Below are 16,099 nucleotides of genomic sequence, written 5' to 3' on the forward strand. Positions count from 1 at the left end.
CTCGGCGAACCACTGCAGATTTTGCCGAAAATACGTTGGTCCGGATCCATATTTCCAAGGCCTTAGTCGGAGGCGGCTTGATTAAAAGTCAGTTAATCACATCCTGATGTATCGGTCACCCTAGGAATCCAATCCAATTTACTTAAAAAATAGCTAATGTTTCCGCCGTGCCCGCGGCAAGACTCCGCGGGATTTCGGCACTCATGAGGGGTGCCGATCGACCTATTCGGGGGCAGATCATGGCGACGGACAGCACCACTCCCATCACGGCGGGTATCGGCAGCGACGGTCACACGGGCGCGCCGGCGGCACCGGAAGCGGCTGCGGGCGCCGGCCCGGCGCCCGCAGCCCCCGCGGCGGTGCAGCCGGGCGAGGTGCAGCTGGCGGCGGCCAAGGTGGTCGAGGTGAACGAGCCGGCGGCCGGCGAGACGGTGAAGGTGGAGGTCGCGGCCGACGAGCAGCTGAAGCTCGATTTCGACATCGCCAAGTCGGAAGTGACGGAGACCCCCGAGGGCATCGAGATCACCACCCCCGACGGTGGTCACGTGCTCCTGGTCGGCATGACCATGGACGAGTTCCTGGCGGCGCTGGGCGTCGGCGAGCTGCCGACCGCGGCCGGCGGCGCGCAGGCGGGCACAGGTGCGGCCAATACCGGCCACTTCCTCACTCCCTTCGGCCTGGCGGGCCTGCTCGCCGGCCTGTTCGACAACGGCCCGATCGGCCCGACCTCGCTGCTCTACGGCGTGCCGGAGCCCCTGACCGGCCCGATCGACAAGCTCGATTTCCACAACTGCCTGTTCACGCCGAACAACGACTGCGTGGACTTCGATTCCGTCACGGGCGCGGTCGGCGTGTTCTATGACGAGGACTGCTTCTATCACGCCCTCGAGGGCGACGATCACGTCTGGCTGCCGTCGAACAAGACCGAGGCCGACGAGATCCTCTACGACCCGAACCACGGGTTCTTCGGCGACGAGGGCAACGACGCCATCTATGGCGGCGCGCTGAACGACATCGTCTCGGGCGGCGCCGGCAACGACAAGCTGGTCGGCGACGGGACCTGCGACAGCCTGTTCGCGGCCAAGGGCGGCAACGGCGGCGACAGCTTCTTCTTCGCGGGCAGCAACGACACGCTGGTGGGCGATGCGGGCAACGACACCATCATCGGCGACCACCTGATCGGCTCGAACGGCGACGATTCCCTGGGCGGCGACGATTCGCTGGTGGGCGGGGACGGCAACGACATCATCCACGGCGACAAGCTGCTCGGTGCCAACGGCGACGACACGCTGCACGGCGACGACAAGATCCTCGGCGGCAAGGGCCGGGACCTGCTGGTGGGCGACAAGATGTTCGGCGGCCTCGGGGACGATGTCTTCGACGGGAACGACCGGATCTGGGGCGACGCCGGCGACGACACCATCCTGGGCGACAAGATGGTGGGCGGCCCTGGCGACGACCTGTTCTTCGCGCAAGACACGATCTCGGGCGGGGACGGCGACGACAAGATCATCGGCGACGTGATCTTCGGCGACAAGGGAGGCGTCAGCGGCGCCGAGAAGCTGGTCGCCTATCTCGATCCGTGCGACTGCGAGGACTTCGAGGAGTCGGTGGCGTTCGCCGACATCACGCTGGCCGAGGGTTCCGGCGACGACACCATCTATGCCGACGATTCCATCACGGGCGGCAACGGCAAGGACGTGGTGCTCGGCGGCTATATCGACGGCGGCAACGGCGACGACTACATCCAGGACGAAGACAAGATCTTCGGCGAGAACGGCAGCGACGAGCTGATCGGCAGCGCCATCTTCGGCGGCAAGGGCGACGACTACATCTCGGACGACGACAAGATCGTCGGCGGCGCCGGCAACGACGGGATCCTCGGCGGCGTGGTCGAGGGCGATTCCGGCAACGACACCATCTACGACAGCGACTGCATCTACGGCGGCACCGGCAACGACTATATCGTGGGCGGCAAGGTCGTCGGCGGCGCGGGCAACGACTATCTCGTCAACTACGACGACATCTACGGCGAGGACGGCGACGATTCGATCGTCGGCGATTCGATCTTCGGCGAGAAGGGCGACGACACGATCTATGCCGGCGAGGACATCTACGGCGGCAAAGGCAACGACAAGCTGATCGGCAACCTCATCGCGGGCAACGACGGCAACGACTACATCGAGAGCCACGACTACATCTACGGCGAGGACGGCCAGGACAAGATCTTCGGCGGCCAGATCGACGGCGGCGACGGCAACGACACGGTCTATGCCGGCGACTATATGAGCGGCGGCCGCGGCAACGACCTGATCGAGGGCGACGCCATCTACGGCGGCGAGGGCGACGACTACATCTCCAGCCACGACACGGCCTATGGCGGCGACGGCGACGACAAGATCTTCGGCGGCTTCATCTACGGCGAGAGCGGCGACGACACGATCTATGCCGGCGACTATGTGTCGGCCGGCAACGGCGACGACACGGTCCTCGGCAACAAGCTGGCCGGCGAATACGGCGACGACAGCATCGACAGCCACGACACGATCTACGGCGACAGCGGCGACGACAAGATCTTCGGCGGCAAGATCACCGGCGGCGTCGGCAACGACACGATCCATGCCGGCGACACGATCCGTGGCGGCGACGGCGACGACAGCATCGTCGGCGACACCATCACCGGCGACAACGGCAACGACCTGATCTGCGCCAGCGACGTCATCGCGGGCGGCAACGGCGACGACACCATCCAGGGCGGCTACATCGCCGGGGGCAACGGCGACGACACGATCGATGCCGGCGACTGCATCGCGGGCGACAACGGCGACGACACGATCAGCGGCGACACCGTCCGCGGCCAGAACGGCGACGACCGGATCAGCAGCCACGACGACATCAGCGGCGGCGACGGCGAGGACAACATCTTCGGCGGCAAGATCCAGGGCGACCTGAACGACGACACGATCCACGCCGGCGACAACATCTCGGGCGGAAGCGGAAACGACACCATCGGCGGCGACGCCATCTACGGCGACAGCTATGGCCTCGTCTCGGCCGATGACGGCGACGACCTGATCTGCAGCGCCGACGATATTGCGGGCGGCAACGGCGACGACACGATCTTCGGCGGCTTCATCAACGGCGGCGGCGGCGACGACACGATCGACGCGGGCGACTGCATCACCGGCGACAACGGCGACGACACGATCCAGGGCGATTCGATCGACGGCTACACCGGCGACGACCGGATCAGCACCCACGACTACATCTCGGGCGGTGCCGGCAACGACACCATCCTGGGCGGCAACATCCTGGGCAACAAGGGCGACGACACGATCCATGCCGGCGACCGCATCACGGGCGGCGAAGGCCAGGACACCATCCAGGGCAACGTCATCTATGGCGGCGACGGCAACGACCTGATCTGCAGCGACGATCGCATCACCGGCGACGACGGCGACGACACCATCTATGGCGGCCTGATCCTCGGCGGGAACGGCGACGACACGATCGACGCCGGCGACTGCATCTCCGGCGGCAACGGCGACGACAGCATCCTGGGCGACACGGTCCAGGGCGACAACGGCAACGACTCCATCGACACCCACGACAATATCTCGGGCGACGAGGGTGACGACACCATCAGCGGCGGGCTCGTCTACGGCGGCAATGGTGACGATGACATCTATGCGCACGACGACATCAGTGGCGGCAACGGCGACGACCGGATCACCGGCAACGCCATCAACGGCAACAACGACAACGACAGCATCGTCAGCAGCGATCACATCACCGGCGACAACGGCGAGGACAATATCCTCGGCGGCGTGATCCACGGGAACGAAGGCAACGACACCGTCTGGGCCAACGACAGCATCGACGGCGGCAGCGGCAACGACACGATCGCCGGCGACAGCATCTTCGGCGACAACGGCATCGATTATCTCACCGGTTACGACACGATCGACGGCGGCGACGGCAACGACCATATCTATGGCGGCCGGCTCGATGGCGGGAACGGCAACGACTATGTCAACAGCCGGGACTCGATCCTTGGCGGCGAAGGCGGCGACACGATCGCCGGCGACGACGTCTATGGCGCCAACGGCGACGATCATCTGAACGGCGGCGACACGATCCTGGGCGGCGACGATGCCGACACCATCTTCGGCGGCGGCCTCTATGGCGGCGAGGGCTACGACACCATCTATGGCTATGACCATATTTGGGGTGGCGAGGGCGACGACACGATCGCCGGCAACCATATCGAGGGCAACGAGGACGACGACAGCGTCGAGAGCCACGACACCATCGGCGGCGGCGACGGCGACGACATCATCCTCGGCGGCGTCATCAGCGGCGGCGAAGGCAATGACAGCGTCTACGCGGGCGACACCATCACCGGCGACAACGGCGATGACTCGATCCTCGGCGACTCGATCTTCGGCGACAACGGCAACGACAAGCTGGTCGGCCAGGACACGATCTCGGGCGGCGACGGCACTGACGACCTGGTCGGCGATTCGATCTTTGGCGGCAACGGCAACGACCATATGAACGGCGCCGACTCGATCTACGGCGGGAACGGCAACGACGACATCATCGGCGGCCTGCTGAATGGCGGCGATGGCGACGACAGCATCTCCGACCACGATACGATCTACGGCGAGAACGGCAATGACTCGATCCTGGGCGGTTCGATCGAGGGCGGCAACGGCAACGACGGGATCGACGACAGCGATACGATCTACGGCGGCGCCGGCAATGACGTGATCCTGGGCAGCAGCATCTCGGGCGACAACGGCGACGACTCGATCTACGACGCGGACTCCATCGTGGCGGATGGCGAGGACAGCATCGTCGGCGATTCGATCCACGGCGGAAACGGCCGCGACTACATCTATTCCACCGATCACATCTATGCGGGACTGAGCGCCGATCTGGTCAATGGCGGCGTCGTCTTTGGTGACAACGGCGACGACACGATCTCCGACGGCGACCAGCTCTTTGGCGAGGGTGGCGACGACAGCATTCTGGGCGGCCAGATCGCCGGTGGCGCGGGCAACGACCAGATCAACGACGCGGACGGCATCGGCGGCGGCGATAACAATGACACGCTGGTCGGCGACTCCATCCTCGGCGGGGACGGTAACGACAGCATCTACAGCAACGACTATATCCAGGGCGACGAAGGCGACGACTCCATCCTCGGCGGCGGCCTTATCGACGGCGGCAACGGCAACGACTACATCTACGACCGCGACACGATCTACGGCGGCAACGGCAACGACACGATCTATGGCGATGCGCCGGGCGCCAACGACGGCCTGATCGGCGAGACGGTCGACGCGAGCGACTCGATCGATGCCGGCAACGGCAACGACTATGTCCATGGCGGCGCCGGCGACGACACGATCTACGGCGGCGATGGCGAAGATTCGCTGTTCGGCGACAACGGCAACGACTCCATCTATGGCGGGTTCGGCAACGACACGATCCACGGCAACGAGGACAACGACGTCCTCAATGGCGGGAACGGAAACGACTCGCTCTACGGCGACAACGGCGACGACACCATCAACGGCGACTGGGGCAACGACACGATCTTCGGCGGCAACGGCGTCGACAAGGTCCATGGCGGCGAGAACGACGACAGCGTCCATGGCGACAATGGCAACGACTTGCTGTGGGGCGACAACGGCAACGACACCATCTACGGCGACGAAGGCAACGACGCGATCGACGGCGGCGACAACGACGACTCGCTGCTCGGCGGCAATGGCAACGACACGATCTACGGCAATGCCGGCGCCGACACCGTCCTTGGCGGCGATGGCGACGACTCGATCGACGGCGACGCCACTCTGTTCGACGGCAACGACCTGCTGTTCGGCGAGAACGGCAACGACACCATCTACGGCAATGTCGACCAGGACACGATCTTCGGCGGCAACGGCAACGACAGCGTCGACGGCGGCCTCGGCGAGGACACCATCCTCGGCAACAACGGCAACGACACGCTGGCGGGCAACGACGGCAACGACACGATCCACGGCGACAACGGCCTGGCGGAGAACGGCAACGATCTGATCTACGGCGGCAAGGGCAACGACTCGCTCTATGGCGACGAAGGCGACGACACCGTCCATGGCGGCGACGACCAGGACACGATCCTCGGCGGCAACGGCAACGATCAGCTCTATGGCGATACCGGCGTCGACTCGATCCTGGGCGGCTCCGGCTCCGACACCATCGACGGCGGCGGCGATGCCGACCACATTGCGGGCAACGAGGGCAGCGATCTGATCAATGGCGGCGAGGGCGACGACACCATCGAGGGCGACGACCAGGCCGACACGATCGACGGCGGCAACGGCAACGACCATATCTCGGGCGACGCCGGCAACGACTCCATCTTCGGCGGCAACGGCAACGACAACATCACCGGCGACCAGGGCGACGACAAGATCGAGGGCGGCGCGGGTGCGGATCGTCTCGACGGCGGCAACGCCGGCGACGACACGCTGACCTATGCCCATGCGGGCAGCAGCATCGTCGTCAATCTCGGCACCACCCTGGGCACGCTGGGCGATGCGGCGGGCGATACGGTCAGCAACTTCGAGAACGTCACGGGCTCGAACTACGATGACACGATCACCGGCGACAGCCTCAACAACGTGATCCTGGGCGGCAACGGGGCCGACTCGCTCGACGGCGGCGGCGGCGACGACACGCTGATCGGCGACGGCGGGGCCGACGGCAACGACACGCTCTTCGGCAACGACGGCAACGACAGCCTCGTCGGCGACATCGACGACGATCTGCTGAAGGGCGGTGACGGCAACGACACGCTCGATGGCGGCACCGGCAACGACAACCTCCAGGGCGGTGACGGCAACGACTTCGGCCATGGCCGTGCCGGCGATGACCTCATCTTCGAAGGCAAGAACGACGACGGCAACGACACCTACTTCGGCGACGAGGGCAACGACACCATCTTCGGCAGCAACGGCAACGACAGCCTCGATGGCGGCGCCGACAACGACCAGCTCTTCGGCGGCAACGGCAACGATACGCTGTTCGGCCAAGTGGGCACCGACCTGCTCTATGGCGAAGGCGGCGACGACCTGCTGCTCGGCAGCGACGGCAACGACACGCTCAATGGCGGCGAAGGCAACGACAATCTCGATGGCGGCGGCCAGTCCGACCTGCTGCATGGCGACAACGGCAACGACACGCTCTATGGCGGGACCGAGGGGGATACGCTCTACGGCGACAACGGCAACGACTCGCTGGACGGCGGCCAGTACAACGACCTGCTCTACGGCGGCAACGGCAACGACACGTTGTTCGGAGGCACCGAGAACGACACGCTTTACGGCGGCGATGGCCGGGACAGCCTCGATGGCGGCGACGGCAGTGACAGCTTGTCGGGCGGCGATCAGAACGACACGTTGTTCGGCGGCTCCGGCAACGACACGCTGGCTGGCGACGCCGAGAACGACCAGCTCGACGGCGGCTCCGGCAACGACAGCCTCGATGGCGGCAGCGGCAACGACACCCTGCATGGCGGCGAGGGCAACGATACGCTGACCGGAGCCGGCAGCTCGGGCGACCAGCTGTTCGGTGACAATGGCGACGATCAGCTCGTCTTCAACAACCACGACGCCAACTATGACGGCGGCAACGGCCATGATGCGCTGAAGGTGACCGGCAACGAGAACTTCACGACCTTCGATGAGCAGGTCAGCAACGTCGAAATGCTCGACATGCGCAGCGGCGCGGCCAATACGGTCACGATCAACGCTGCCGACGTTCTCGACTTCGGCGGCACGACGGGCGAGAGCTGGAACAGCAACGCCATCGACCTGGTGGTGCGTGGCGAGAGCGGCGATCAGCTCAATCTCAATGCGACCACCACCCACCACTTCACGCTGCAGGCCTCGAACGTGACGCTGTCCGATCAGGCGGTCTATGGCAGCGGGAACTACAACATCTACGCCGACGACCAGGGCAACTACGTGGCGGTCGAAAGCACGGTGAACACGACGGCAAACTGATCGGCCAAGACACGGCCTTTGACCACGACTGCATGGCGGGCGCCCTGTCTGGGGGCGCCCGCTTTTTTCTTCGGCAATCAGTCTCGTTTGGGGACCATTTCGGGGTTGCCGAGCCGCTCCCGACAGCGCCGATCGGAGATTGCGCCTGATTAATCGACCGTCTTGTTCATGAGGGATCGGTAAGACGCGGGCCTCGCGGGATTGAGGCGAACCCAATATTTATGCGCTGATCGATCAAAGGGTTACCCACAGTCGAAATGAACAAAGTGCGGTGAATATCACCGGGATGTATAGGAATAGGTCAATCTTCCGTTGAGGCTGAAGTTAACAGATAAGTAATGTTCCCCCGCCGCGAGGGTTCGGATTCGAGCCCCGCCTGGCGGTGCCCATGAGGGGTGCCGCATCGCAACAACGGGGGCTTCCCATGGCGACTGACTCCACCACTCCGATGACCGCTGCCGCCGAGCAGACCGTTTCCTCCCCGGTTACGGAACGCACGGCCCAGACGGCCTCGGTGCCCGTGCCGGCGAGCCCTGCCAGCCCCGAGGCGGCGGTGCAGCTCGCGGCGGCCAAGGTGGTGGAAGTCAAGGAGCCCGCGGCCGACGAGAAGGTCGAGGTCCAGCTCGCGGCCGGGGACCAGCTCAAGCTCGATTTCGACATCGAGAAGTCGCAGGTCACCCAGACGGCCGAGGGCGTCGAGATCGTCACCCCCGATGGCGGTGTCGTGCTCCTGGTCGGCATGACCATGGACGAGTTCCTGCTGGCGCTGGGCGGCGATATCGAGCTGCCGACGGCGGCCGGCGGCGCGCAAGCCGGCACCGGCGCCGCCAATACCGGCCATTTCCTCACCCCCTTCGGCCTGGCGGGTTTGCTGGCCGGCCTGGGTGACGAGGGCCCGATCGGCCCGACCTCGCTGCTCTACGGCGTGCCGGAACCGCTCACGGGGCCCGACGACAAGCTCGATCGCGACGGGCTGATCTGCCTCTTCACCCCCAATCCGGACAGCGTCGATTTCGACAGCGTCACCGGCGCCGTCGGCGTCGTCTATGACGAGGACTGCTTCTATTTCGCCCAGGAGAGCGACGACGAGGTCTGGCTGCCCTCGAACGAGACCGAGGCCAACGAAGTCCTCTACGACCCGAAGCACGGCTTCTTCGGCGATGACGGCGACGACACCATCCACGGCCGCAACCTCGAGGACATCGTCCATGGCGGCAACGGCGGTGATTCGATCTTCGGCGGCAACGCCGACGATTCGATCTTCGGCGACAATGGCGACGACAAGCTCTGGGGCGACAACGGCGAGGATTCGATCCAGGGCGGCGAGGGGAACGACAAGATCTATGGTGGGATCGGCAACGACACGATCCAGGGCAATAACGGCGAAGACAAGATCTACGGCGAGAACGGCGACGACACCATCGATGGCGGCGACGGCAACGACGAAATCTATGGCGAGGACGGCGACGATTCGATCCTCGGCGGCGATGGCAACGACTATATCGACGGCGGCGACGGCAACGACACCATCCAGGGCGGCAACGGCAACGATTACGTCTGGGCCGGCTACGGCGACGACACGGTCGAGGGCGGCAACGGCAACGACACCATCTACGGCTACAACGGCAACGACACGATCGACGGCGGCGAAGACAACGACACCATCCAGGGCAATGACGGCAACGACCTGATCTTCGGCGACAAGACCAGCGGCACCCCCGGCAACGACAGCCTCGGCGGCGACGACACGATCGAGGGCAATGACGGCAACGACACCATCTACGGCGACACGCTCTGGGGCGGCGAGGGCGGCAGCGACACGCTCCATGGCGACGATTCGATCCTGGGCGGCGACGGCAACGATTCCGTCATCGGCGGCTACATGGTCACCGGGCCCGCCGACAGCGAGGCCTCGAGCAGCGACACCATCCGCGGCGGCGCGGGCAACGACACGCTGATCGGCGACAAGATCTTCGGCAAGGGCGGCGACGACACCGTCGTCAGCGAGGACGAGATCTGGGGCGAGGAGGGCAACGACAAGATCCTCGGCGCCAACGAGGAGCTCGGCGGCGGCGACGACAGCCTGGTCTCCGGCGATTACCTTTATGGCGGCAACGGCGACGACACGATCCTCGCCGATTCCGTCACCGGCGGCGCCGGTGACGACACGATCCAGGACGGCGACGAGCTGCTCGGCAACAACGGCAAGGACCTGCTGTTCGGCGGCTTCATCGCGGGCGGCCAGGGCGACGATTCCATCTTCGGCGAAGAGACGATGTATGGCGGCGCCGGCAACGACATGCTGATGGGCGACAAGGTCTTCGGCGGCGACCCCTTCTCCGGCAAGGGCGGCGCCGACGGCGACGACACGATCGACCATGACGCTTTCGGCAGCGGCGGCGAGGGCGACGATACCGTGGTCGGCGACAAGATCATGGGCCAGGCGGGCGACGACAGCATCGTCAGCGACAACTACCTCCAGGGCGATAACGGCAACGACGTCGTCATCGGCTCGATCATCGCCGGCGGCAACGGTGCCGACACCGTCGAGAGCTCCGACTTCATCACCGGCAATGACGGCGAGGACAAGCTGTTCGCCGGCAAGATCGAGGGCGATGCCGACGACGATTCGATCTTCGGCCATGACAGCGTCTATGGCGGCTCCGGCAACGACGTGATCGTCGGCGACAAGACCATCGGCGATGACGGCGACGACACGCTCCACCATGACGGCTATTTCCAGGCCGACGAAGGCGAGGACACCGTTGTCGGCAGCATCACCTTCGGCGGCAATGGCGACGACAGCATCGTCAGCCACGACGAGCTCCATGGCGGCAACGGCAACGACAAGCTGATCGCCGGCGAGATCGGGGGCGGCAACGGCGACGACATCATCGAGTCGGGGGACTACGTCACCGGCGGCACCGGCGACGACACGATCGTCGGCGACATCATCGGGGGCGGCAACGGCGACGACAGCATCCTCTCCGAAGACGCCATCTATGGCCAGAACGGCAACGACAAGATCCTGGGCGGCGCGATCCTCGGCAACAACGGCGACGACACGATCCACGCTTTCGATACGATCTCGGGCGGCGACGGCGAGGACACCATCGTCGGCGACAAGATCTTCGGGAACGACGGCGCGGACAGCATCAGCGGCCAGAATCTCGTCCATGGCGACAACGGCGACGACACCATCGTCGCCGACAAGATCCTCGGCGGCGACGGGAACGACACGATTCTCACCAACGACACGATCTTCGGCGACAACGGCAGCGACAAGATCGTCGGCGGCCTGCTCTACGGCGAGAACGGCGCGGACCTGATCACCGATTTCGACCTCATCGAGGGCGGCGAGGGCGACGACACGATCCTCGGCGAGTCGATCCTTGGCGGCGAAGGCGACGACGGCATCCAGTCCGGCGACACGATCACCGGCGGCAACGGCAACGACACGATCCTCGGCTCGGCCATTCATGGCGAGAACGGCAACGACACGATCGTCGATCGTGACGGCATCGCCGGCGGCGACGGCAACGACAGCATCGTCGCCGACAGGATCGACGGCGAGAACGGGAACGACAGCATCGACGGCGCCGACACGGTCTCGGGCGACAACGGCAACGATACGATCTATGGCAGCCGCATCTTCGGCCAGAACGGCGACGACATCGTCACCGATCGCGACAGCATCACGGGCGGCGATGGCAACGATCGGATCGTGGGCGATTCGATCATGTCTGGCGACGGCGACGATTGGGCCGACGGCGGCGACACGCTCTTCGGCGGTGCCGGCGACGACATCGTGCGCGGCGGCATCTATGGCGGCCATAACGGCGACGACACCCTCACCGACAACGACCTGGTCTTCGGCGGCGACGGCAACGACACCCTCACCGGCAGCTCGGGCATCTTCGGCGGCAATGGCAACGACCTGCTCACCGACGACGACACGATCGACGGCGGTGCCGATTCCGACTTCATCATCGGCAGCGACAGCGTCGTCGGCGGCGTCGGCGACGATACGTTGATCGACCGCGACCTGATCCATGGCGGAACCGGTGACGACACGATCCTCGGCGACTCCATCGCCGGCGAGGCCGGCAACGACACCATCATCGGCGACGACACGATCTTCGGCGACAACGGCGACGATGTCATCGGCTTCGGTTCCCGCGCGATCGTCGGCAATGCGGGCGAGGACACGATCACCGATCGCGATCAGATCAGCGGCGGCAACGGCAACGATTCGATCCTCGGCGACCGGATCTTCAGCGGAGACGACGACGACAGCATCGACGGCGGCGATTCGATCACCGGCGACGATGGCAACGACACGATCGTCGGCAGCCTGATCCTGGGCGGCAACGGCAACGACGCGATCCTCGATCACGACACGATCCTCGGCGGCGAGGGCGACGACAGCGTCCTCGGCGACTCCATCCTGGGCGAGGACGGCGACGACACGATCGACGGCTCCGACACGATCAACGGCAATGGCGGCAGCGATGTGCTCGTCGGCGGCGTGATCCTGGGCAATGCCGGCAACGACGCCATCACCGATAATGACGACATCACCGCCGACGGCGACGATCGGATCGTCGGCGACCGGCTCTACGGCGGCGACGGCAACGACACGCTCACGGGCAACGACATCGTCCGTGCCGGCATCGATCAGGACACCGTGCTGGGCGGCTATATCCACGGCGACAACGGCAATGACAGCATCTCCAACCGGGACACGATCTACGGCGAGGACGGCCACGACAGCATCGTCGGCGATTCGATCTTCGGCGATGAGGGCGACGACACCATCGACGCCCGCGATTCGATCCTCGGCGGCAACGGCAACGACACCATCTTCGGCGACGGCAGCATCTCCGGCGGCGAAGGCGGCGACTATGTCGACGCCCGCGACACCATCCTGGGCGGCCAGGGCGACGACTCCATCTATGGCGACGGCTTCAGCGATGCCTACCTGCAGGGCGAGACGGTCCTGGCGGAGGACAGCCTGCTGGGCGAGGAGGGTGAGGACTTCATCGAAGGCGGCGCCGGCGACGACACGATCCGCGGCGGCGAGGACAATGACAGCCTCTATGGCGGCAACGGCAACGACTCCGTCTATGGCGGCAACGGCGAGGACTACATCTCGGGCGACAACGGCAACGACACCGTCTTCGGCGAGAACGGCGACGACACGATCTATGGCTGGGACGGCGAGGATTCGCTCCTCGGCGGCAACGGCAACGACTGGATGGCGGGCGGGAACGGCAACGATACCGTCCGGGGCGAAGCCGGCAATGACTCCATCTTCGGTGAAGGTGGCGATGACTCCCTCTTCGGCGGCGAGGGCAACGACACCATCCGCGGCGGCAACGACCAGGACACGGTCTTCGGCGGCAACGGCAACGACAAGATCGATGGCGGCTTCGGCGACGATTCGCTGATGGGCGAGGCCGGCAACGACACCATCGAAGGCAACTACGGCGCCGACACCGTCTATGGCGGTGAAGGCGACGATTATGCGAGCGGGGGTGCCGACAACGACAGCGTCCTGGGCGAGAACGGCAACGACACGCTCTTCGGCGGCGCCGGCGCCGATACGGTTTATGGCGGCGAAGGCGACGACTCCATCGACGGCGATGCCAACCTGGTGGATGGCGACGACCTGCTGTTCGGCGAGAACGGCAACGACACCATCTACGGCAATGTCGACCAGGACACGATCTTCGGCGGCAACGGCAACGACAGCGTCGATGGCGGCGACGGCCAGGACACGATCCTCGGCAATAACGGCCACGACACGCTCTATGGCGGCAACGGCGACGACACCATCCACGGCGATGACGGCCTGGCCCAGAACGGCAATGACAGCATCGACGGCGGCAATGGCAACGACTCGCTCTATGGCGACGAGGGCAACGACACCGTCCATGGCGGCGGGGACCGGGACACGATCTTCGGCAACAACGGCAACGACCAGCTCTACGGCGATGACGGCGGCGACTCGATCCTGGGCGGCGCCGGTTCCGACACGATCGATGGCGGCAACGGCAACGACATCCTGGCCGGCAACGAAGGCAGCGACCTGATCTATGGCGGCGAGGGCGACGACACCATCGAAGGCGACGACCAGGCCGATACGATCGACGGCGGCAACGGCAACGACCATATCTCGGGCGACGCCGGTAACGACTCCATCTTCGGCGGCAATGGCAACGACAACATCACCGGCGACCAGGGCGACGACAAGATCGAGGGCGGTGCGGGTGCGGACCGTCTCGACGGCGGCAATGCGGGCGACGACACGCTGACCTATGCCCATGCGGGCAGCAGCATCGTCGTCAACCTCGGCACCACCCTGGGCACGCTGGGCGATGCGGCGGGCGATACGGTCAGCAACTTCGAGAACGTCACGGGCTCGAACTACGATGACACGATCACCGGCGACAGCCTCAACAACGTGATCCTGGGCGGCAACGGGGCCGACTCGCTGGATGGCGGCGGCGGCGACGACACAGTGATCGGCGACGGCGGAGCCGACGGCAACGACACGCTCTTCGGCAATACCGGCAACGACAGCCTGGTGGGCGATATCGACGACGACCGGCTCTATGGCGGCGAAGGCAACGACACCCTCGATGCCGGCACCGGGAACGACTCGCTCTATGGCGGCGACGGCAACGATTTTGGCCATGGCGGTGCCGGCAACGACTACTTCTTCGAAGGCAAGAACGACGACGGCAACGACACCTACTTCGGCGACGAAGGCGACGATACGATGTATGGCGGCGACGGCAATGACAGCCTCGACGGCGGCATCGATCAGGACTGGCTCTATGGCGGCAACGGCCGCGATACGCTCTATGGCGGCGCCGGGAACGACACGCTCTTTGGCGGCGACAATAACGACAGGCTCTATGGGGGCGCCGGCACCGACAGCCTCGACGGCGGCGGCGGCGACGACACCCTGGTGGCCTCCGGCGAGTTCAGCGACAACGCCGACACGATGGCCGGCGGCAGCGGATTCGACGTGGTCGATTTCTCGGGCCTCGACCTGCCCCATTTCCTGGGACTCGCGCTCGACAGCTCGGGCAACGGAACGGCGCTGCTGCCGGGCAGCGGCGATGACGCCACCCTATACAGCATCGAGGGCGTCATCGGCACCCAAGGCAACGACACCGTCAACGGCAGCACCAGCGGCAGCCAGGCCAACTGGTTCTCCGGCCAGGGGGGCAATGACAGCCTGAACGGCGGCAACGGTTCCGACACCCTGGATGGCGACGACGGCGACGACGTGCTGCGGGGTCAGGACGGGAACGACCAGCTCAATGGCGGCAATGGCAACGACAGCCTCGACGGCGGCAGCGGCAACGACACGCTGCATGGCGGCAACGGGGACGATACGTTGGGCGGAGCCTCCAGCTCGAACGATCAGCTGTTCGGCGACGACGGTAACGACCTGCTGGTCTTCGGCCACCACGACGCCAGCTATGACGGCGGCAACGGTCACGACGCGTTGAGGGTGGGAGGCACCGAGAACTTCACCACCTTCAACCAGAACGCCGGCAGCATCGAGATGCTGGATATGCGCACCGCCGGCGCCACCACGGTCACGATCAACGCCGAGGATGTGCTCGATTTCACCAACGGCGGCAGCACCGGCGAGAGCTTCAACAGCAATGCGATCGACCTGATCGTGCAGGGCGAGAGCGGGGATACGCTCAATCTCAATGCGACGGGCAGCCACCACTTCACGTTCCAGGGCACCATGAACATGACCGACACGGGCGCCTATGGCAGCGGCACCTTCAACGTCTATGCCGACGACCAGGGTAACTACGTGGCGATCGCGCAAGAGGTGACCACGGTCGCGAACTGATCGGCTTGGCGGCGGCTGACTGACCGGCAAGCGGGCGCCCCGTCCGGGGCGTCCGCTTGCCTTTTGGCCCGACCCGGGAGAGCCCCCGGCTGGGGGGAGGCCCGAGCGACGGGGATCGCCATGAGAGCGGGAACGGCACGCCGTCGCTCCGCCG

2 protein-coding genes are annotated in these 16,099 nt (G+C 65.5%); both read left to right on the top strand.

The window, feature by feature from the left end:
* Positions 1–239 precede the first annotated feature (239 nt).
* The gene (locus FRZ61_RS07600; protein ID WP_151116249.1) at positions 240–8,060 is read left to right on the top strand and encodes a beta strand repeat-containing protein; all 7,821 of its coding nucleotides are present in this window, start codon (positions 240–242) and stop codon (positions 8,058–8,060) included.
* Positions 8,061–8,484: 424 nt separating this feature from the next.
* Positions 8,485–15,945, top strand: a complete 7,461-nt coding sequence (locus FRZ61_RS07605; RefSeq protein WP_151116251.1) for a calcium-binding protein — start codon at positions 8,485–8,487, stop codon at positions 15,943–15,945.
* Positions 15,946–16,099 lie beyond the last annotated feature (154 nt).

The organism is Hypericibacter adhaerens, assembly GCF_008728835.1.
Classification (GTDB): domain Bacteria; phylum Pseudomonadota; class Alphaproteobacteria; order Dongiales; family Dongiaceae; genus Hypericibacter; species Hypericibacter adhaerens.

Excerpts from the sequence above, each read along its gene's own strand:
- FRZ61_RS07600 (WP_151116249.1), top strand. The coding sequence starts at position 240 with ATGGCGACGGACAGCACCACTCCCATCACGGCGGGTATCGGCAGCGAC.
- FRZ61_RS07605 (WP_151116251.1), top strand. The coding sequence starts at position 8,485 with ATGGCGACTGACTCCACCACTCCGATGACCGCTGCCGCCGAGCAGACC.